The sequence below is a fragment of the Rhodopila sp. genome, from assembly GCF_035548235.1.
Lineage (GTDB): Bacteria > Pseudomonadota > Alphaproteobacteria > Acetobacterales > Acetobacteraceae > Rhodopila.
The window spans coordinates 1-20,591 of the sequence record NZ_DASZTJ010000296.1 but is presented as its reverse complement, the minus strand read 5'-3'; the positions used below and the strand labels follow the sequence as shown (position 1 = coordinate 20,591).

The window sequence follows — 20,591 nt, the reverse complement described above, 5'->3', positions numbered from 1 at the left end:
CATAGGCTTCCTTCACCTCGTTCAGGGCGGCGTCGATGCTGGCGTTGCGCAGGCTGGTTTCGCTCATGAAGTCCCCCGCGGGATAGGCCCGGTCAGGGCAAGTTTGCGCGGCCGCGCCCCATGGCGCAATGCATTAGGGTGTATCGGTAGCAGGCCAGTTTGCGTTTCGGCGTCCGATCCGACGCAGCGGCTCGCATGCCGATCCGGCAGCTCCGAAAGCGGACACTGCCCGAGGTACCGTCTCGACCGCCGGGCGCCCGGTTTTCGTCCGCCTGAAGCCCGGCGTACGCGGGCGGAAAGCCGACGATCATTCAACCCGATCGCCGGGAGGGAGGAAGGCAATCCTGTTCAGCCAACGGTCCCCCGGATGTCCTTGCAGGCTTCCCGCAAGTCGGTTTTGGAGACGGACGGAGGCGCTTGCCTGGCACTGCTTCCGCCTGTGCTGCCCTTGACAGATCCGCCGCCCTCCCGGATACTTCGCCATATGGTGAAGTCTCCAGGATCGCAGCTCGACCGGACATTCGCGGCCCTCGTTGACCCGACGCGGCGGGCGATCCTCATGCGTCTCGAGCAGGAGGGAAGCATCTCCGTTGGGGAACTCGCGCGTCCCTTCGCGATCAAGCTTCCCGCGGTGATGAAGCACCTCGACGTGCTGGGCGCGGCGGGGCTCGTCACGCGGTCCAAGCAAGGCCGTACCGTGGCGGTGCGCCTTGCACCCGATCCCATGAAAGAGGCGATGGATTGGCTGCGGCGCTACGAGCGGTTCTGGTCGGCACGCCTCGATCGGCTCGTCGCCTATGCGGAAGCACAGGAAGCGAAGGCCGGAACAATGAAGGCACAGGAGGACGCATAATGACGAGCCTGACCCTCGTGCGCCGTATCGCAGCCCGCCCCTCGATCGTCTTCGAGGCGTTGACGACGCCTGAGGGCATCGCCTGCTGGTGGGGGCCCGACGACGGACCGGTGCTGCTTGCGGAAACCGATGTCCGATTGGGCGGCCGCTTCCGGGTGCGGTTCCGGATGCTCGACGGCAGCGAACATGAAAGCACCGGCGAGTATATCGAAGTCGCCAAGCCCACCCGCCTGGTCATGAGCTGGCGTTGGACCCATGGCGGCGAACCGGCGGAAGCCGGCGAAGAGTCGCGCGTCGAAATCGATCTGCGGCCGATCGATACCGGGACCGAACTCACCTTCACGCATTCGCGTTTGCAGACCGATGCGTCTCGGGACAGTCACGAACAGGGCTGGACCGGCGCGTTCGACAAGCTGGAACGGCATTTCGCCAAATAATCGGCCCTGACATGCCGGGCCGTTCTTTGGTCGACATGACGGCGCGGTGCGCCGCGTTGAAACAGGAACCGGGGAAACAAAATCGGGGAGAGTAGCATGCTTCCAACGATCACCACCTTCGGCTGGGTGCCTGAATTCGCCCGCGGCTTCGTCCGTGACATGCGTCCGCGCTGGGCCTTCGAGGAAGTCGGCCAGCCTTATGCGGTCAACCTGATCGCCGATTCGAAGTGTCCCGAACATCGCCGCTGGCAGCCGTTCGGCCAGGTGCCCACTTACCGGGACGATGAGGTCGCCATCTTCGAATCAGGGGCCATCGTGCTGCGCATCGCCGAACGCGCGGGCAAGCTGGTGCCGGTGGATCCCGCCGCGCGCATGCGCGCGCTGCAGTGGCTGGCGGCGGCGCTCAATTCGGTCGAGCCCTTTGTCATGGCAGTCGCGGTCAACGACATCTTCGAAGCGGATCGCGAATGGTCCAAGGCGCGCCACGTCAAGGTGGTCGATGATCTGAAGACGCGGCTCGGCGATCTCGAGGCTGCGCTCGGCGACAAGGCCTGGCTGGATGGAGACGCGTTCACGGTTGGCGACCTGATGATGATCTCGGTGCTGGGCGGCCTGCGTCGCACCGGCTTGCTCCGCGACTTCCCGCGTCTTGCCTCGTATGTCGCGCGCGGGGAAAGCCGGCCGGCATATCGGAAGGCGATGGAGGATCACATGGCGACGTTCGACGCGCCGGCCTCCGCCTGATCCCGTTCACGCAGACGCCAAAAGGGAGAAACGATGATGTATTTCCAGGGCTTCGTGATTCCGGTGAAGACCGGGAACCGGTCGGCCTATCTCGACATGGCGAAGAGGGTGGCGCCGGTCTTCGCCGACAATGGCGCATTGCGCACCGTCGAGTGCTGGGGCGACGACGTGATGGTCGGCAAGGTCACCGACCTCAGGAAGGCCGTCCAGGCCGAGGACGATGAGACGGTGGTGTTGTCCTGGGTCTGGTGGCCCGACAAGGCGACATGCGACGCGGCGACCGCGAAGATCATGGTCGACGACCGCATGAAGCCCGGCGGCGCGCTGCCATTCGACGGCAAGCGGCTGATCTACGGCGGCTTCGATGTGAGTTTCGACACCGGTGGAGGCGGTCGGTTCGGCTATGTCGACGGCATGGTTGCAAGCGTCCCCGACGGCAAGCGCCAGGCCTTTGTCGATCACGCGGCCAAGACCGCCAGGCTGTTCCAGGAAAACGGCGCGCTGCGGGTGGTGAACGGGTGGGGCGCCGACGTGCCGGTCGGCAAGGTCACCGATTTCCCGCGCGCGGTGCAGGCGAAGGATGGCGAGACGGTCATCTTCGGCTGGATCGAATGGCCCGACAAGCCGACGCGCGACGCCGGCATGGGTGCGATGATGCAGGATCCGCGGATGCGCGAGGCGCCGCCGGCCTGGAACGGTCCGCTGGCGATCTTCGGCGGCTTCACCCCGATCCTCGACGCCGGCAACGTCGACGGAGGGCAGACATGACCCTGCAGCTCTTTGGCCATCCGTTTTCGTCCTACACCATGAAGGCGCTGATTGCGCTGTACGAGAACGAAACCCCGTTCGACTTCCGGGTACTGGGCCCGGATCAACCGGAGAACACCGCGGAGCTGGCGCGCCGGTGGCCGGTGGCCAGGTTCCCGTTGCTGGTCGACGGCGAAAGGACGGTGTTCGAAACCAGCGCGATCATCGAGTACCTGGCGGCGTTTCACCCCGGCCAGGTGCCGCTGATTCCTGCCGATGCCAAAGCAGCGGTGCCCGTTCGGATGCTCGATCGCGTGTTCGACAGCCATGTGATGAGCCCGGTGCAGACGATCGTCTTCGATGCGCGTCGTCCCGCCGACGTTCGCGACCCGTATGGCGTCTCGCAGGCCCACGCGGCGCTGGATACGGTCTATGGGTGGCTCGACCGGGCTCTGGCGGGGCGCTTATGGGCCGCCGGCGATGCGTTCACGCTGGCCGACGCGGCGGCTGCCCCGTCGCTGTTCTATGCCGACTGGGTGCATCCGATCGGCGACGATCGTGCCACGCTGAAGGCCTATCGAGCCCGCTTGCTTGCGCGTCCGTCATTTGCCCGCTGCGTCGACGACGCCCGTCCATATCGGCCCTTCTTTCCGCTCGGCGCCCCCGATCGGGACTGATACCAGGAGCACAACCATGACCGGCGAAAACCTCGAACTCTCGGTTACCCGCCTGATCGATGCCCCCGTCGATACCGTCTGGAAGATCGCCACCGAACGCCTGGCGGAATGGTGGTGCCCCAAGCCCTGGACGGTCGAGATCATCGAGCAGGACTGGCGCGCCGGCGGGCGTTCGGCCGTGGTCATGCGTGGACCGGACGGGGAGGAGATGCCGCATGAAGGCGTGTTCCTGGAGGTGTCGCCCGGCAAGCGCTTCGTCTTCACCGACGCGTTCGCCGCGGGCTGGCGTCCGCAAGCCCCATTCATGGTCGGCACGATGGCGTTCGCCGATGAGGGCGGGAAGACCCTCTACACCGGCAGCGCTCGGCACTGGACCAGGGAAGCCTATGACCAGCACAAGGCAATGGGCTTCGAACAGGGCTGGGCCGTGGTCGCGGAACAACTGGCTGCGTTGGCCGAGGCCGAGACTAAGGCCTCGGGACATTGAAGGTTCCAACCGCTTGGGACGATGTCCCAATCGTGGAAGGGGCATCGATCGCAGGCGGCGGCATGGAAAGCCTGACGACCTATCCGCTCTACGTCGGCTTCGGCGTCCTTCCGGCCTGAAGGCCGCTAGTCCGCTATCCAATGGGCCTGCCTGGAAGCGGGCTGACGGTTTCCCACCCAAAGCCGAAGTTCAAACTGACCCGCTACCGATGTATCCCACCCCTGGCGGACCGACCGGCGAGGCATTAGTTTCCACGTTTCGCATCACGGCGGTACCGCCAGGCTTCGCGGCGGGACATCGAGGGCTCATGGACCTGAAAGACCATATTCGCGGCATTCCGGATTTCCCCAAGCCGGGCGTGCTGTTCTACGACATCTCCACGCTGCTGCGGGACGCCGATGCGTGGCAGGTGGCGATGGGCCGGATGGCGCGGGCCGTCAGGACCTATATGCCCGACCTCGTGGCCGGCGTCGAAAGCCGCGGCTTCCTCATCGCCGCCCCCCTGGCCCTCAAGCTGGGTTGCGGCTTCATCATGATCCGCAAGCGCGGCAAGCTGCCCGGCGAGACGGTGGGGCTGAACTACGCCCTGGAATACGGCGAGGACCGGGTGGAGATCCAGGCCGACGCGGTCCATCCCGGCCAACGCGTCGTGGTGGTGGACGACCTGCTGGCCACCGGCGGCACGATGGCGGCCGGGATCGCGCTGCTGCGCCAGGTGGGCGCCGTGGTCCCGGCGGCGGCGGCGCTGATCGAACTCAGTTTCCTGAACGGCCGGTCCCGCCTGGACGTGCCGTGCGAGGCGCTGGTGTCCTACGACTCCTGACACAACCCGGCGGCATCACCCCCGCCGGCCCAGCACCCGCGACCAGAACCCCGTCGTCACCCGCTTGCCGTGGGACACGTGCGGCTTGTGCGCCGGCGGCGGCAGGACGCTGCTGATCAGGTGGCGTCCCACGTCCCGCGCGGCGATGCGCTGCGTCTGGAACGCCACGATCGACCGCCCAAGCTCCTCGGTCACGCGGGACGTGGTGGCCTCCGCCCAGGCAGCGGCCGCCTTGAACTGCCCCGACCGGCGCAGCGCGTCGAGCCGCCGCAACGCCAACTCGCCCGTCGCCTCGTCGCCCCACAGCGCCGCGACCTCCGTCCGCAATGCCGCCGCCTCGGCCATCGCCGCCGCGTCGTCCGCCGCCCACGCCGCCTGCAGCAGGGCCTCGGCCTGGCCCGCCACGTTGCCGGCCGCCGCCGCGATCATGGCGGCGCGGCGGAACGGCAGCGTTTCCTCGATCCCCTTCGTGCTCAGCAGCCGGTAAGCCTCCGACTCCACCACCGAACGGGCCGAGGCCGGCAGCGCCGCAAGGTCCTCGGCCACCGCTCCGCAGCCGGGGCAGGCCTGCACCCAGTCGCGCAGGGTCGAGCGCGTCGGCTCGCCCGGCCGCATGTCCAGGTCGGGCGCGATCTCGGGCTGCGGCGCGCGGAACGGGGGACGGGCCGCGTGCCCGCAGATGCCGCAAACCCTTTGGGCGGTCCCTTGGGCAATTCCTTGGGCCGCGCTCATGCGCCAAGCTCCGCGCGCAGCCCGTCGCGCAGGCGCTGCATGGCGTTCTGCATCAATTCGGGCGACTGGGCGAAGCAGACCCGCAGCGAGCCTTCCCCGGCGTCTCCGAACGCCACGCCCGGCGCCAGGGCGATCCCGTGCCGCGTGACCAGCCGTTTCGCGAAATCGAGACTATCGTGCATTCCATCCACTCCCAGGAACGCATAGAACGCGCCATCCGGCGTTCGGTAGCGCACGCCGTTCAGCCCGCCGAGCGCCTCGCCCACCAGCGCCCGCCCGGCCGCGCAATGGGCACGGAACTGTGACACGGCGTCGGTGTCCGCGACCGCGGCGATGCCGGCGCGCTGGACGAAGGGCGCGACGCCGGAATGCACCGCCTCGGTGATATCGGCGAAGGCCGCGCCGGTGCCGGCCGGCACGACCAGCCAGCCCAGGCGCCAGCCGGTCATCACCCAGGTCTTGGAGAAGCTGTTGCACACGATCACCCGGTCGTCCGGTTCCGCGACGTCCAGCATCGACGGCGCCGCAGGCCGGTCGTCATAGATCAGCCGCGCATAGACCTCGTCCGAGATGATCCAGGCGCCGTGGCGGGCGGCGATGTCGCGGATCGCGCGCAGTTCCGCCTCGGTCGCCGTCCAGCCGGTCGGGTTGTTCGGCGAGTTGACGACGAAGGCCCGCACCCCGGCCATCGCCCGGTCCAGCCGGTCAAGGTCCAGGCGGAAGCCGCCTTCGGGCAGGGGATCGAGGTCGATCGTCTCCACGCTCGCGCCGCGCAGCAGGGCGGCATTGCCGATGTTCGGCCAGATCGGCGAATGGATCAGCACGCGATGGCCGGCGCGGACCACGCCCGCCAGCGCGATCGAGATCGCCGCCATGCCGGAGGCGGTGACCTGGATGCGGTCCTCGGTCACCGGCTGGCGGTAAAGCCCGGTCAGGTATGCGGCCAGCGCGTCGCGCAGCGGCGGCTGGCCGCGCACGTCCGGATAGCGCGTGTCGCCGTCTTCGATCGCCGCGATCGCCGCCTGGCGCGCGGCGGCGGGACTCGGCTGGTCGGACTCGCCGAAGCACAGGAACAGGACGTCAGGCGTGGCGAAGGCCAGCCGCGCCACCTCGACGATGCGGGAACCGGGGATAGGCGTGAGGTCCATGGTGTTCATGATCGGCTGCCGCGTCGAAGAGGGAAGGCATCGCGCCGCGCGGACCTCATTGCAGATCGGCCGGCGGCGGGAGAGCGGAGGACGAAGGCGCGTGCGAAGAAGGCACGGACCTTCCCGGTCCAGAGGATGCAGGGCCAGAGGATGCAGGGCCAGAGGATGTAGGGCCAGAGGACACGGGCGCGGAAGATGGGCGGGATGGCCATGACGGCGGCTTGCCGGGTGTCGAGGCGGGTTCGATCGCGCCGGTGCCGCTGTTGCGGATGCAGTCGGCGACCATCCTGTCATGCGCGTACAGCCGCGACAGCCCGCGATCCTGCTGGTCGGGCAGGTAGTTCGCCGAGAACGGCGTATTCACCTGCGGCGGCGGCGAATAGATCTCCGCTCGGTTTTGCTGGGCGTCGAATTGGTCGGCACGGCGGCGGCATGCCTCCCGCGTCTGCTGGTCCGCCAGCGCCTGCCCGGTGGGCGGCGCCGAGGGAGCACAGGCGGACACGGCAAACAGGCCAAGCAGGATAAGCGGACGGACGGCGGTCATGAAGGGGCTCCCGAATGGGCGCCGCTGCCGTCGGGCGGCGCTTCCAACCGGAAGCCGGTGCCGAATCGGGCAAGGCGCAGGCGAAACTCGGCTTCGTCGAAACGGGCCTCGCTGGTCAAGGGCTGGCTGGCGGCGGCGCGCAGCAGGGCGGGGTGAAATTCCGTCCCGTCGCGGGCCAGGGTGAACAGCGGACGCACCCAAGCCGCACGGCCCAGCAGGTCCACCAGCGCCAGCAGGCGCAGGCACAGGGAGAGACCACGAGCGGAACGGAGTCCGACGGACCGGTCGACGGCGCCGGCCCAGCAGCGCGCGTCCCGGTCGGCGAGCGCAAGGTCGGTGTGCGAGCCGTCCGGCCGGGTGAAGCGGAACGCCCGCGCCGCCCCGCCGTCCTGCGCGATCGCCGCGTCGCGGGCGGCGTACCAGGCCAGTTCCAGGTCGCGCTTGCAGACCGAGGGCAAGGACTCCGGCGACAGGTCGACCAGGTACGTCACGGCCCCGCCGGGGCCGTCTCCGACCCGGATCGCCTCCGCCTGGGAACGGTCCTGCGTGTGGGTCCGCGCATTCATCGCGGGAAACATGGACCCGCGGGTCGTGCGGCGCCAGGGGTCAACGGGGTGGTCCGGGATGCAGTCTGCCGCGTGGTCTGTGGGGTGCCCCATCGGGCGTGTTCCATGGGGTGTTCCCATGGGGTGTTCCCATGGGGTGTTCCATGGGGTGTTCCATGGGGCGCGTTCCGTCGGGCGTGTTCCGCGGGGCGTGTTCCGCGGGGCGTGTTCCGTGGTAAGAACCGGGCAGCGCGGGACCCGACGCACGCCTCGCCGCCACCGCGTGTCCGAGCGTTCCGCATGGGGACCCGAATGCAGCATCCTGATGAACGCCATGATCACGGCCGTGATCATGGGCATGACCCCGGGCACGACCCCGGGCACGACCACGACCGTGACCGGGGACATGGCCCGGGGCACGACCACGACCATGGCCATGCGCATGCTCACGACCATGGGCACGGGGACCATCACCACCATCACGCGCCGCCGGCCGATGCCCATGGCGCCTTCGCCGTCGGCACGGTGCTCAACGCAGGATTCGTCGTCGCCGAGGTCGTTTTCGGCCTGACCGCCCATTCCGTCGCCCTGCTCGCCGACGCCGCGCACAATCTGGGCGATGTGCTCGGACTGCTGCTCGCCTGGGGCGCGGTGTGGTTCGGTCGGCGGCTGCCCACGCCCACGCGTACCTATGGCTTCGGACGCAGCACCATCCTGGCGTCCTTGACCAATGCCGTCGTGCTGCTGGTCGGCGTGGGCGGCATCGTCGTGGAGGCCATCCGCCGGATCGCCGAGGGCGGGGGTGCGGAACCCGTGGGCGGTGCCACGGTGATGTGGGTCGCCGCCGCGGGGATCCTGATCAACGGCGGCACGGCGCTGCTGTTCATGCGCGGGCGCAAGGACGACCTGAACGTGCGGGGCGCGTTCCTGCACATGGCGGCCGATGCGGCTGTGTCGGCCGGCGTCGTCGTCTCCGGCTTCATCATCATGCTGACCGGGTGGGCGTGGCTCGACCCGCTCGTCAGCCTGGGGATCGCGGCGCTGATCCTGGTTTCGAGCTGGGGGCTGCTGCGCGACAGCCTGGACCTGTCGCTCGACAAGGTGCCGGCGAACGTCGACATCGCCGCGGTGCAGGCCTTCCTGTCGGACCTTCCGGGCGTCAGCGAGGTGCACGACCTGCATGTCTGGCCGCTCAGCACCACCGAAACGGCGTTGACCGCGCATCTGGTGCGGCCGGAGGGAACGCTCGACGACGCCTTCACCCATGGCGTCTGCGAGGCGCTGCGGACCCGTTTCCGGATCGGCCACGCAACGCTGCAGATCGAGCAGGGCGACGCGGCGTATGCCTGCGTGCTCGCCCCGGCGCACGTCATCTAGGACGGATCACAACCGAAACGACATGGCTGTTGCAATTTTCCGCCGGTCCTCCCCGTTATCCACAGGGTAACATAACGCGACGCCGATGCGCCGACGCCGGGCCTGGGGTAGAGTGGCGCGGATGAACACGATCGAATCGCCCTTGTTCGGCCTGTCCCAGCGCCTGCCGCCGTCCAACGTCCAGGCGGAGCAGGCGCTGCTGGGCGCGCTGCTGGCGAACAACCGCGCCTATGAGCGGGTGTCGGAGTTCCTCGCGCCGGAACATTTCGCCGATCCGATCCACGGGCGCATCTTCCAGGCGATCGCCCGCCGCATCGAGGCGGGGCAACTGGCGGACGCGGTCACGCTGAAGGCCGAGTTCGAGCATGCCGGCATCCTCGACGAGGTCGGCGGCACCGCCTACCTGACCCAGTTGCTGACGGCGATGGTGGGGATCATCAACGCCGGCGATTACGGGCGGGCGGTGCACGACACCTGGATGCGCCGGCAGTTGATCGACATCGGCGAGACGGTGGTCAACAACGCCTTCGGCGCCGACCCCGAACTGGACGGCATCAAGCAGATCGAGTCGGCGGAGCAGTCGCTGTTCGACCTTGCCGCCGATGGCGGGGCCTCGGGCGGCTTCGTCGCGTTCGAGCGGGCGCTGACCGAGGCCATCCTGGGGGCCGAGAAGGCGTTCCGCCGGCCGGGCGGCGTGTCGGGCCTGACGACGGGGCTGCGCGACCTCGACAGCAAGATGGGCGGGCTGCACCCGTCGGACCTGCTGATCCTGGCCGGCCGCCCGGGCATGGGCAAGACGGCGCTGGCCACCAAGATCGCATTCGGCGCGGCGCAGGCGCTGATGAAAGAGGCGCGCGCCGGCGACGCCAATGCGCTGCCGAAACAGCAGGTGGCGATCTTTTCGTTGGAAATGAGCGCGGAGCAGCTCGCGACCCGCCTGCTGAGCGAGGAGTCGCGGATCTCGGGCGACCGCATCCGCCGCGGCGAGATCGGGCAGCGGGACTTCGATCGGTTCGTGCAGGTGTCGCGTGAGATCTCCGCGCTGCCGATCCAGATCGACGATACGCCGGCGATCACCATGTCGGCGCTGCGCACGCGGTGCCGGCGGCTGAAGCGGACGAAGGGCCTGGCGCTGGTGGTGGTGGACTATCTCCAACTGATGCGCCCCGCGGCCGGCACCCGGCCGGAAAGCCGCGTGCTGGAGATCAGCCAGATCACCCAGGGGCTGAAGGCGCTGGCGAAGGAACTGGCGATCCCGGTGCTGGCGCTGTCGCAGTTGTCCCGCCAGGTGGAAAGCCGCGACGACAAGCGTCCGCAATTGTCGGACCTGCGCGAGTCGGGCTCGATCGAGCAGGACGCGGACGCGGTGATGTTCGTCTACCGCGACGAATACTACCTCCAGCAGAAGGAGCCGAAGGAGGTCGCCTTCGACGGCAACAGCGACAAGTTCGCCTCGGCGATGGAAGACTGGAAGCACAAGATGGAGAAGGCGCATAACCGCGCCGACCTCATCATCGCCAAGCAGCGCCACGGCCCGACCGGGGCGATCCCGCTGCTGTTCGAGGCCGAGTTCACCCGGTTCGGGGACCTGGACCTGATCCACGGCGAGTATCAGGGATAATGGCTGGCGGCCCGGCCTGGCGGCATCGCGGGGCCGGCTTCCTTTCCGGGGATTCGTGCCGTATGCGCCGGAAGCCCATACCGGTGGTCCTGGCCTCCCGGTATGGGCTAGAAGCGGATTCGGATCGTGCCTCTCATCCGCTTCTTTCCCCACCGAAAGTCTCGTTCAATGCGGCTCTGTTTCGTGTCCTGGGCTGTGCCGATGGCACGTATCGACAGCGTGCGTTCCTCGCGGTCGACGGCTCCTCTCTACCCATTCGCGCATGCCCGACCATAACACCCTGACCTCCACCACCGCCCCCGCGGTCCTGTTCGTCGATCTCGGCGCGATCGTCGCCAACTGGCGGGCGCTGCACCGGCCGGGCGGACCGCCCGTTGCCGGCGTGATCAAGGCCGACGGCTACGGCGTCGGCGCGGGGCCGGTGGCCAAAGCGCTGTATGACGCAGGCTGCCGGCACTTCTTCGTGGCGTGGCTGCAGGAGGCGCTGGCGATCCGCGCGCAGCTTCCCGACGCGATGATCGCCGTTCTCGGCGGCCTGGTCCCCGGCTCCGAGGCGGAGTACGTCGCCCACGCCGTCACCCCCGTGCTGGGGACGCTCGATGAGGTCGATCGCTGGCGGCAGGCCGGCCAGGCCGGGCAGGGCAGGGCGATCCTGCACGTCGATACCGGCATGTCGCGGCTGGGCCTGACGGAGCAGGAGGTCGACGTCCTCGCCGCCGACCCGGAACGCCTCGGCAACGCACCGCTCTACGTCATGTCGCATCTGGTTTCGTCTGAAATAACCGACGATCCGCTGAACGCCGTCCAACTCGCCCGGTTCAAGGCGGTTCGGGCGAGGCTGCCGACGACGCTGGCCAGCCTGGCGAATTCCTCGGGGATCTTCCTCGGACCGGACTATGCGTTCAACCTCGTGCGGCCGGGCGCGGCGCTGTACGGCATCAACCCCACGCCGGACGCGCCGAACCCGATGCGCCCGGTCGTGCGGCTGGCCGTCCGCGTGCTGTCGGTGCGCGACATCGCCGCCGGCGACACCGTCGGCTACAACGCCACCTGGACCGCCCCTCGGCCCTCCCGCATCGCCACCGCGGCGCTGGGCTACGCGGACGGGTTCCTGCGCACCTTGTCCGGCCGCGCGGCGGCGTGCTTTGACGGGACCCCCGTCCCGCTGGTAGGGCGCGTGTCCATGGACCTGACCACCTTCGACGTGACCGACCATCCCGCGATCCGGCCCGGATGCTGGCTGGACGTGCTGGGCCCGCATGTGACCGCCGACGACGTCGCGCGCGCCGCGGGCACCAACGGGTATGAGATCCTGACCTCCCTCGGGCCGCGCTATCAGCGCGTCTACCTGCCGGCGTGAACACCGTGCTGGGTTTCCTCGCGGCGATCGGCCGCGCGGTGATCGCCACGTGCCGGGAGGCCGGCTCGCTGGCGCTGTTCGCGGTCGAGGGGCTGTCGCACATCGTCCGCCCGCCGTTCTATGGCCGGCTGTTCCTGCGCGCGCTGCTGGAGATCGGGTATTTCAGCCTGCCGGTGGTGGCGCTGACGGCGGTGTTCACCGGCATGGTGCTCGCCCTGCAGTCCTATACCGGGTTCGCCCGCTTCTCCGCCCAGGGCGCGGTCGCCAACCTGGTGGTGCTGTCGGTGACGCGCGAATTGGGGCCGGTTCTGGCGGGGCTGATGGTGGCCGGGCGCGTCGGCGCCGCGATGGCGGCCGAGATCGGCACGATGCGGGTGACCGACCAGATCGACGCGCTGACCACGCTGTCCACCAATCCGATGAAATACCTGGTCGCGCCGCGGCTGCTGGCCGGCGTCATCGCGCTGCCGCTGCTGGTGATCATCGCCGACGTCCTGGGCGTCATGGGCGGCTTCATCGTCTCGACGCTGAAGCTGGGGTTCAACGTCGGCACCTACCTGCAGAACACGATCAACTTCGTGCAGACCGGCGACGTCGTCTCGGGCCTGGTGAAGGCGGCGGTGTTCGGGTTCCTGATCGCCCTGATGGGCTGCTACCAGGGTTATCGCAGCAAGGGCGGCGCGCAGGGCGTCGGCGCGGCGACCACGGCCGCCGTGGTGGCGGCCTCGATCCTGATCCTGGCGTTCGACTACGCGCTGACGGAGATGTTCTTCTCGCGATGATCCGCGGCGAGGCGAAGCCGCGCCCCTCCCTTCCTTGACAGCCCTGTGACCCGCGGCTACGCCCCCGCGCCAATCCTACGATCCCGTAACCCGACCCTTTGGAATCCGCGTCATGCCGGTCCACGCGTTCGTCTTTCCCGGTCAAGGCAGCCAGGCCGTCGGCATGGGCCGCGACCTCGCCGCGGCCTTCCCGGCCGCGCGGGAACTGTTTCAGGAGGTCGACGACACCCTGCGCCAGCGCCTCTCGCGCCTGATGTTCGAAGGGCCGGGCGAAGAACTGACGCTGACCGAGAACACCCAGCCCGCGCTGATGGCGCACTCGCTGGCGGTGCTGCGGGTGCTGGAGAAGGAAGGCGGGATCACCATCGCCAACAAGGCCTTCGTCGTCGCCGGGCACTCGCTGGGCGAATACACCGCGCTGGCCGCCGCCGGCGCGTTCTCGGTCGCCGACGCGGCCCGCCTGCTGAAGCTGCGCGGCCAGGCGATGCAGAAGGCAACACCGCCGGGCGTCGGCGCCATGGCCGCCCTGCTGGGCGCTGACATGGAGCAGGCACGCGCGATCTGCGAGGAGGCCGCCCTGGTCCCGGAGACCGAGGACAGGGAAGTCATCCAGCCGGCCAACGACAACGGCGCCGGCCAGGTGGTCATCTCCGGCCACCGCGGCGCGGTCGAGCGTGCGATCGAGATCGCCAAGGCCAAGGGCATCAAGCGGGCGATGATGCTGCCGGTTTCGGCCCCGTTCCACTGCGCGCTGATGGCCCCCGCGGCGGACGCGATGGCCGAGGCGCTGGACAAGACCCCGCCCGGCGAACCGATCGTGCCGCTGATCGCCAACGTCTCCGCCGGGCGGGAGCAGGACCCGCAGCGCATCCGCGACCTGCTGGTGCAGCAGGTGACGGCCACGGTGCGCTGGCGGGAGAGCGTGATGGCGATGACCGAGATGGGCGTCGACAGTTTCATCGAGCTTGGCGCGGGCAAGGTGCTGACCGGCCTGGCCAAGCGGATCGTGCCGGATGCGATGGGGATCGCGGCCGGCACGCCGGCGGAGATCGAGGCGGTCCTGAAGACCCTTTAGGGTCCGGCGCGGGATCGTCATGGCAAGCGACCTGCCCCACGCCTCGACCGGCGGCGGGCAGGAGACGGGGAGGGTGGACCATGTTCCGACTGGACGGTAAGGCGGCCCTGGTGACAGGTGCTTCAGGCGGCATCGGCGCGGCGATCGCCCGAGCGATGCATGCCCAGGGGGCCGTGGTGGCGCTGTCGGGGACGCGGCGCGACGCGCTGGAAGCGCTGGCCGCGGAACTGGGGGAACGGGCGCATGTCTGCCCCGCCGACCTGCGCGACGCCTCGGAGCCCGATTCGCTGATCGAGAAGGCCGAGGAAGTCGCCGGCCCGCTGCATGCCCTGGTGAACAATGCCGGCATGACCCGCGACATGCTGGCGCTGCGCATGTCCGACCAGGACTGGCAGGCGGTGATCGATGTCGACCTGTCCGCACCGTTCCGCCTGACGCGCGCCGCCCTGCGCGGCATGCTGCGCCGGCGCGCGGGGCGGGTGATCAATATCGGCTCCATCGTCGGCACGACGGGCAATGCCGGCCAGGCCAACTATGCCGCCGCCAAGGCCGGGCTGATCGGCATGACCAAGGCACTGGCGCAGGAAGTCGCCTCACGCGGGGTCACGGTCAACGCCGTGGCGCCCGGCTTCGTGGTGACCGCCATGACCAACGTGCTGGCCGAGGCACAGAAGACCAAGCTGTCCGAGTCGATCCCGCTGAAGCGGCTGGGCCAGCCCGAGGACATCGCCGGCGCGGTCGTCTACCTGGCGTCGGACGAGGCCGCCTGGGTCACCGGCGCGACCTTGCATGTCAACGGTGGGATGGCGATGTTTTGACGGAGGCTGGCGGAGAAGCCCGGAGTGGAGAAGCCCGGAGTGGAGAAGCCCGGAGTGGAGAAGCCCGGACTGGAGAAGCCCGGAGTAGAGAAGCCCGGAGTCAGGCCGGTTGCAGCATGCCGTGTGGCGGCGGTTCCGCGACCTGGTACAAATTCGCAACAGGCGTTTGGGCGACGGGCCGGCTATCGTTTGCCTCCGGGGGAAACCATGCTAATCGGCCCAGGTTACGTCTGGCGCGGACTCGCTTCGTGAACCGGGACACAGTGCCGGCGAGGAGAGCGTCCGTCATGTGGGCCCCCGCCACAGGATCGTCCCGACGGATCGTCATGCCGGACAAAGACGTTATCGAGATATCAGTTCAGGAGTTGCGGAGCCCATGAGCGAGGTTGCAGAAAAGATCACCCAGATCGTCGTCGAGCATCTGGGCGTGGACGTGTCCAAGGTGACCCCGGAAGCGTCGTTCATTGACGACCTGGGCGCGGACAGCCTCGACACGGTGGAACTGGTCATGGCCTTCGAGGAAGCCTTCAACGTCGAAATCCCCGAAGATGCGGCGGAGAAGATCGCGACGGTCAAGGACGCGATCACCTATATCGAGAACCACAGCAAGTAGGCGCGGGACTCGACTGACGGGAAGGGACGCCAATATGCGGCGAGTCGTGGTGACGGGCATGGGGATCGCCTGTCCCCTGGGGTTGGGCGTCGAATACGTCTGGCGCCGGCTGATCAACGGGGAATCAGGGATCGGGGCCATCCAGGCATTCGACACCAAGGACCTTCCATGCAAGGTCGCCGGCGAAGTGCCGGCCGGCAGCAGGGAGACCGGGGGCCTGGACGTCAACGAATGGATCCCGGTCAAGGACCAGAAGAAGATGGATCGTTTCATCCATCTCGCGATGGTGGCCGGCACGCAAGCGGTCGAGGATTCGGGCTGGGTGCCGGAAACCGAGGAAGACCGTTGCGCCACCGGCGTGATGATCGGATCGGGCATCGGTGGACTGGAGACGATCTACGAAGCCTCCATCCAGGTGCATGAAGGCCGGGCACGGCGCCTCTCCCCCTTCTTCATCCCCTCGGCGCTCGGCAACCTCGCGTCGGGGAACCTGTCGATCAAGTTCGGCTTCAAGGGCCCGAACCACTCGGTCGTCACCGCCTGCGCCACCGGCGTGCACGCGATCGGCGACGCCTCCCGCCTGATCGCGCTGGGCGATGCCGACGTCATGCTGGCCGGCGGGTCCGAAGCGACGGTGTGCGAGATCGGCATCGCCGGCTTCTGCGCCTCCCGCGCGCTGTCGACCGGGTTCAACGACCGCCCGACCGCGGCGTCCCGGCCATGGGACAGGGACCGCGACGGTTTCGTCATGGGCGAAGGGTCCGGCTGCGTGGTGCTGGAGGATTACGAGCACGCGCGCAGGCGCGGCGCGAAGATCTATGCCGAGATCGGCGGCTACGGCATGTCCGGCGACGCCTATCACATCACCGCCCCGGCCGAGGGCCATGACGGCGCCTTCCGGTCGATGAAGGCGGCGATGCGCAACGGCGGCATCTCCCCGGCCGATATCCAGTATGTCAACGCGCACGGCACCTCCACGCCGCTGGGCGACGACCTGGAGTTGGAGGCGGTCGAACGCATGTTCGGCGAGTCCGCCCGCGGGCTGGCGATGTCGTCGACCAAGTCGGCGACCGGCCACCTGCTGGGCGCGGCCGGGGCGATCGAGGCGATCTTCTCGATCCTGGCGATCCGCGACGGGGTCGCGCCGCCCACGCTCAACCTCGATCATCCAAGCCGCGAGAGTGTGATCGACCGCGTGGCGAACTCTGCGCAGGAGCGGCGTATCAAGGTCGCTCTGTCGAACAGCTTCGGATTCGGTGGGACCAACGCCTCCATCATCTTCCGCGCCGCCGCCTGATCCCAGGGACCATCCGGGGGACCATCCGGGGGACCATCCCAGGGCCTCTGCCGCCGAACCGCGCCGCCGCGTCTGGCGCGTGCTGGCCGGCTTCGCGCTGGCGGGCGTCCTGCTCGCCGGCGCCGTCGTCGGCGGGGATCGGGCCTGGATCTGGTGGCTGACCCGGCCCGGCCCGTTGCCGGCCGCGACCGCGGTCGTCGTGCCGCGCGGGACGGCGGCCAATGTCGCGCGCGCGCTCCAGGACGCCGGGGTCATCGCCGATTCGCGGGTGTTCCGCGTGGCGGCGGAACTCAGCCGTGGGGATGGCGCGCTGCACGCGGCGGAGTTCGCGTTCCCGGCACATGCGTCCCTGGCGCAGGTGCTGGACGTCCTGCGCACCGCGCATCCGGTCCAGCACCAGTTGACGATCCCCGAGGGCCTGACGGCGCACCAGATCGCGGCCCTGTTGACGCAAGCCGGCGCCGCGTCCGGTCCGACGGGCAAGATCGCCGAGGGCAGCATGCTGCCGCAGACCTATGATTACGAACTCGGCACGAAGCGATCGGTCCTGGTCGAACGCGCCCAGGCGGCGATGAAGCGGGTGGTCGAGGCGGCATGGGCAGGCCGAGCACCGGGGCTGCCGCTGGAATCGGCGCGCCAGGCGGTGATCCTGGCGAGCATCGTGGAGCGGGAGACGGCGAAGCCCGAGGAACGTCCGCACATCGCCGCGGTGTACCTGAACCGGTTGCGCCGGGGGATGCGGCTCGATGCCGACCCGACGGTGGCCTATGCGGTCAGCGACGGCACGGGCGTGCTGGACCGGCCGCTGTCGAAGGCCGACCTGCGGCTGGACGATCCCTACAACACGTACCGCGTGGCCGGCTTGCCGCCCGGTCCGATCTGCGCGCCGGGCCAGGACTCGATCGAAGCCGTGCTGCACCCGGCGGCCAGCGACGACCTGTATTTCGTGGCCGACGGGACGGGCGGGCACGTGTTCTCACGCGACTACGCCGAACACGACGCGGCGGTGGCGCGGTGGCGGGCGCTGAACGGCGGGGCGGCAGGGAAGACGAACTGACGGGCGAGGCCCAGGTCCCTTTCCCGTCTCCTCGCCCCATGCTTCGATGCACCCGACAGCGAAAGGACCCATGATGAGCGGATCGACACAGCGTATCGGGGCCGATCCGATCGCCGGGGCGCGCAGCCGGAAGGCGATCTATGCCGCGACCATCGGCAACGTCATGGAGTGGTACGATTTCGGCGTCTTCGCCTACCTCGCCGGCGCGCTGGCGCTGAACTTCTTTCCCAAGGAGAACCCGTCCTCCGCGCTGCTCAGCACGTTCCTGGTGTTCGGCGTGGGCCTTGTGTTCCGTCCCCTCGGCGGCATCGTCATCGGCCGCATGGGCGATCTGCGCGGGCGCAAGCCGGCGCTGATCCTGACCATCCTGATGATGGCCGCCGGCACCGTCATCATCGGTGTCCTGCCCACCTATGCCAGCATCGGCGTCGGCGCACCGGTCCTGCTGCTGGCCGCGCGCCTGCTGCAGGGCTTCTCCACCGGCGGCGAGTGGGGCGGCTCCACCGCCTTCATGGCGGAGTGGTCGGACCCGCGCCGGCGCGGCTTCTACACCAGCTTCCAGCAAATGTCGGTGGCCGGCGGCAGCCTGCTGGGGGTCGGCTTCTCCGCCCTGCTGACCTCCTCCCTCGGTGTCGAGGCGATCAACGACTGGGCGTGGCGCATCCCGTTCCTGGTCGGCGGCCTGTTCGGCCCGATCGGCCTGTGGCTGCGGCGGGAGGTCGACGAAACCCCGCCCTTCCAGGCCGTCGTGGCCGAGGGCGATGCCGGGGAGTCGTCGACCTTCACGCATGCGCTGCAGGCGTTCGGGTTCACCATCCTCTGGACCGTCGCGTTCTATGTCTTCCTGACCTACATGCCGACCTATACGCGCACCCAACTGAACCTGACGGCGGCGCAGGCCTTGTGGGCCTCGACGGCGAGCCTGCTGGCGCTGGTCGTGCTGATCCCGATCATGGGAGCCTTGTCGGACCGGCTTGGGCGCAAGCCGCTGCTGCTGACCTCCTGCGCGCTCTGCTTCATCCTGCCGATCCCGGCCTTCTACGTCCTGACCCAGGGGGCGAGCTTCCCGGTCGTGGTGCTGATCCAGATCGTGTTCTCGCTGGCGATCTCGCTGTTCTCGGGCGCCGGGCCGGCGGCGATCGCCGAGATCTTCCCGACGCGCGGGCGGTCGACCTGGATGTCGTCGTCCTATGCGCTGGCGGTGGCGATCTTCGGCGGCTTCGCTCCCTATATCGCGCAGAGGCTGATCGACCTGACGGGATCGAAGATGGCGCCGACAGGCTTCGTCATGGCCGCCGCGGTGATCAGCTTCCTGACGATCGCAGGCCTGCGGGAAACCGCGCACGCGCCGTTGCGTTAGCCGATCCCGCCGCGATTTCGCGCATTTCGTTCCGCACGCCGCGATTCCGCGCGCCGTCATTCCACATGGGGCTACTGCCCGGAATCGCGATTGACCGCGTAGTACGATCTGTCTATCCGACAGTCTCTACAGAATGGGCGCGGCTGCGCCTGCGGAGGACTCGTCGTATGGATCCGGTGGAAAAGCGCGCGATCGCCAAGGTTTCGCTCAGGCTCGTGCCCTTCCTGATGCTTTGCTATTTCGTTGCCTATCTCGATCGGGTCAATGTCGGCTTCGCCGCGCTGACGATGAACCAGGACATCGGGATCTCGGCCACCGTGTTCGGCACCGGCGCGGGCATCTTCTTCTTCAGCTATTTCGTCTTCGAGGTGCCGTCGAACCTGGCGCTGGAGCGGTTCGGCGCGCGCAAATGGATCGCCCGGATCATGCTGTCCTGGGGCATCCTGTCGGGCGCGATGGCGCTGGTGCAGGGCGAATACAGCTTCTACGCCGTGCGCGTGCTGCTGGGCATCGCCGAGGCCGGCTTCTTCCCCGGCATCATCTTCTACCTGACGCTCTGGTTCCCCGCCGTCTACCGCGGCCGGATCATCGGCTGGTTCATGGCCGCGATCCCGCTGTCGTCGGTGATCGGCGCGCCGGTGTCGGGGATGCTGCTGGGAATCCACGGGCTTGGCGGCCTCGCCGGCTGGCAGTGGCTGTTCATCCTGGAGGCCGCCCCGGCCATCGTGCTGGCCTTCGTGGTCTGGTTCTACCTGACCGACCGTCCCGCCGACGCGCATTGGCTGTCGCCGGAGGAGCGCGCCTGGCTGCAAGCCCGGCTGGACGCCGAGGTCCGCCAGAAGGAAAGCGTGCATGGCCTGAGCGTGTGGCAGGCGCTGTTCAATCCCAAGGTCCTGGCCCTGTCCCTGGTTTATTTCGGTGCCGTCGCGACGAATTACGGCACGGCGTTCTGGCTGCCGCAGATCGTCAAGGGCTTCGGCCTGTCCAATGCCGGGGTCGGCTTCGTCACCGCGATCCCGTACCTGGTCGGCACCATCGGCATGGTCCTCTGGAGTCGCCACTCCGATGCTCGGCTGGAGCGAAAGGGCCATACGGTGGTCGCCTTCCTGCTCGCCGCGGCCGGTATCGCCGGATCGACCGTCTTCGACGATCCGACGCTGAAGATGGTCGCGCTGTCGATCGGCGCGCTGGGCGTCTTCGCGGTCCTGCCGGTGTTCTGGACGCTGCCGACCGCGTTCCTGTCCGGCGCCTCGGCGGCGGCGGGGATCGCGGTGATCAACTCGATCGGCAACCTGGCCGGGTTCTTCGGCCCGTTTGCCATGGGCTGGCTGAAGGACCTGACCGGCAGCTTCTCCGCCGGGCTGCTGGCGATCGCGGGCTGCGCGGTGATGGGGCTGCTGATCGTGCTGGCGCTGGGCCACGACCCGTCGCTGGAAAAGGCCCCCGCGGTGCATCCGGCAGAGTAGCGGGATCGCCCCCGTCGTGGCCCGGCTT

General features: G+C 68.8%; 22 protein-coding genes. 18 read left to right on the top strand and 4 right to left on the bottom strand.

What is annotated here, in order from left to right; genetic code table 11:
• Positions 1 to 484 precede the first annotated feature (484 nt).
• The 7 genes from VHB27_RS24285 (at position 485) to VHB27_RS24255 (ending at position 4,768) form a co-directional block, all read left to right on the top strand.
• A complete protein-coding gene (locus VHB27_RS24285; RefSeq protein ID WP_325605520.1) occupies positions 485 to 853 on the top strand; it encodes an ArsR/SmtB family transcription factor in 369 nt (122 codons plus the stop codon).
• On the top strand, positions 853 to 1,290 hold the full coding sequence (locus VHB27_RS24280) for an SRPBCC family protein (RefSeq protein ID WP_325605518.1): 438 nt from the start codon (positions 853 to 855) through the stop codon (positions 1,288 to 1,290). Before VHB27_RS24285 ends, VHB27_RS24280 begins: the two co-directional genes overlap by 1 nt.
• Positions 1,291 to 1,416: 126 nt before the next feature.
• Complete coding sequence (locus tag VHB27_RS24275; RefSeq protein ID WP_325605516.1) at positions 1,417 to 2,034, top strand: glutathione S-transferase family protein; 618 nt, start codon at positions 1,417 to 1,419, stop codon at positions 2,032 to 2,034.
• A 33-nt stretch (positions 2,035 to 2,067) separates the two neighbouring features.
• Positions 2,068 to 2,802, top strand: a complete 735-nt coding sequence (locus VHB27_RS24270) for a DUF1428 domain-containing protein (RefSeq protein WP_325605514.1) — start codon at positions 2,068 to 2,070, stop codon at positions 2,800 to 2,802.
• Entirely contained in the window at positions 2,799 to 3,458 is a 660-nt protein-coding gene (locus tag VHB27_RS24265; RefSeq protein WP_325605512.1) for a glutathione S-transferase family protein, read from the top strand. The genes VHB27_RS24270 and VHB27_RS24265 overlap by 4 nt, the downstream gene beginning before the upstream one ends.
• A gap of 16 nt (positions 3,459 to 3,474) precedes the next feature.
• Positions 3,475 to 3,945, top strand: a complete 471-nt coding sequence (locus VHB27_RS24260; protein ID WP_325605510.1) for an SRPBCC domain-containing protein — start codon at positions 3,475 to 3,477, stop codon at positions 3,943 to 3,945.
• Positions 3,946 to 4,252: 307 nt separating this feature from the next.
• Positions 4,253 to 4,768, top strand: coding sequence for an adenine phosphoribosyltransferase (locus VHB27_RS24255; protein ID WP_325605508.1), 516 nt, complete (start codon positions 4,253 to 4,255; stop codon positions 4,766 to 4,768).
• Between the two features lie 15 nt (positions 4,769 to 4,783).
• On the opposite strand, the gene VHB27_RS24250 is transcribed toward VHB27_RS24255, so the two are convergent.
• Genes VHB27_RS24250 through VHB27_RS24235 form a run of 4 tightly spaced genes read right to left on the bottom strand, consistent with a single transcriptional unit; the run spans position 4,784 to position 7,770 of the window.
• Positions 4,784 to 5,500 (bottom strand): hypothetical protein, encoded by a 717-nt coding sequence (locus tag VHB27_RS24250; RefSeq protein WP_325605506.1) that lies wholly within the window; start codon positions 5,498 to 5,500, stop codon positions 4,784 to 4,786.
• Positions 5,497 to 6,648, bottom strand: coding sequence for a pyridoxal phosphate-dependent aminotransferase (locus tag VHB27_RS24245; protein ID WP_325605504.1), 1,152 nt, complete (start codon positions 6,646 to 6,648; stop codon positions 5,497 to 5,499). Before VHB27_RS24245 ends, VHB27_RS24250 begins: the two co-directional genes overlap by 4 nt.
• A 55-nt stretch (positions 6,649 to 6,703) precedes the next feature.
• Positions 6,704 to 7,192: a hypothetical protein gene (locus VHB27_RS24240; protein WP_325605502.1), complete on the bottom strand. Its 489-nt coding sequence runs from the start codon at positions 7,190 to 7,192 to the stop codon at positions 6,704 to 6,706.
• Positions 7,189 to 7,770, bottom strand: a complete 582-nt coding sequence (locus tag VHB27_RS24235; protein ID WP_325605500.1) for a hypothetical protein — start codon at positions 7,768 to 7,770, stop codon at positions 7,189 to 7,191. Before VHB27_RS24235 ends, VHB27_RS24240 begins: the two co-directional genes overlap by 4 nt.
• Positions 7,771 to 8,049: 279 nt before the next feature.
• On the opposite strand from VHB27_RS24235, the gene VHB27_RS24230 reads away from it, so the two are divergent.
• The 11 genes from VHB27_RS24230 (at position 8,050) to VHB27_RS24180 (ending at position 20,563) form a co-directional block, all read left to right on the top strand.
• Positions 8,050 to 9,114 carry a cation diffusion facilitator family transporter gene (locus VHB27_RS24230; RefSeq protein WP_325605497.1) on the top strand — a complete coding sequence of 355 codons (1,065 nt, stop codon included), beginning with the start codon at positions 8,050 to 8,052 and terminating at the stop codon, positions 9,112 to 9,114.
• Positions 9,115 to 9,235: 121 nt separating this feature from the next.
• The gene (locus VHB27_RS24225; RefSeq protein WP_325605495.1) at positions 9,236 to 10,735 is read left to right on the top strand and encodes a replicative DNA helicase; all 1,500 of its coding nucleotides are present in this window, start codon (positions 9,236 to 9,238) and stop codon (positions 10,733 to 10,735) included.
• A 262-nt stretch (positions 10,736 to 10,997) separates the two neighbouring features.
• Complete coding sequence (gene alr / locus VHB27_RS24220) at positions 10,998 to 12,095, top strand: alanine racemase (protein ID WP_325605493.1); 1,098 nt, start codon at positions 10,998 to 11,000, stop codon at positions 12,093 to 12,095.
• Positions 12,092 to 12,877 (top strand): MlaE family ABC transporter permease, encoded by a 786-nt coding sequence (locus VHB27_RS24215; protein ID WP_325605491.1) that lies wholly within the window; start codon positions 12,092 to 12,094, stop codon positions 12,875 to 12,877. Before alr ends, VHB27_RS24215 begins: the two co-directional genes overlap by 4 nt.
• Positions 12,878 to 12,989: 112 nt before the next feature.
• On the top strand, positions 12,990 to 13,952 hold the full coding sequence (fabD, locus tag VHB27_RS24210; protein ID WP_325605489.1) for an ACP S-malonyltransferase: 963 nt from the start codon (positions 12,990 to 12,992) through the stop codon (positions 13,950 to 13,952).
• 80 nt (positions 13,953 to 14,032) lie between these two features.
• A complete protein-coding gene (gene fabG / locus VHB27_RS24205; protein WP_325605487.1) occupies positions 14,033 to 14,770 on the top strand; it encodes a 3-oxoacyl-[acyl-carrier-protein] reductase in 738 nt (245 codons plus the stop codon).
• A gap of 376 nt (positions 14,771 to 15,146) precedes the next feature.
• Positions 15,147 to 15,383, top strand: a complete 237-nt coding sequence (locus VHB27_RS24200) for an acyl carrier protein (protein WP_325605485.1) — start codon at positions 15,147 to 15,149, stop codon at positions 15,381 to 15,383.
• Between the two features lie 34 nt (positions 15,384 to 15,417).
• The gene (gene fabF / locus VHB27_RS24195; protein WP_325605482.1) at positions 15,418 to 16,680 is read left to right on the top strand and encodes a beta-ketoacyl-ACP synthase II; all 1,263 of its coding nucleotides are present in this window, start codon (positions 15,418 to 15,420) and stop codon (positions 16,678 to 16,680) included.
• Positions 16,681 to 16,759: 79 nt separating this feature from the next.
• Positions 16,760 to 17,737, top strand: coding sequence for an endolytic transglycosylase MltG (gene mltG, locus VHB27_RS24190; protein WP_325605480.1), 978 nt, complete (start codon positions 16,760 to 16,762; stop codon positions 17,735 to 17,737).
• Between the two features lie 73 nt (positions 17,738 to 17,810).
• Positions 17,811 to 19,097, top strand: a complete 1,287-nt coding sequence (locus tag VHB27_RS24185) for an MFS transporter (protein WP_325605478.1) — start codon at positions 17,811 to 17,813, stop codon at positions 19,095 to 19,097.
• A gap of 167 nt (positions 19,098 to 19,264) precedes the next feature.
• Entirely contained in the window at positions 19,265 to 20,563 is a 1,299-nt protein-coding gene (locus VHB27_RS24180) for an MFS transporter (RefSeq protein ID WP_325605476.1), read from the top strand.
• Positions 20,564 to 20,591 lie beyond the last annotated feature (28 nt).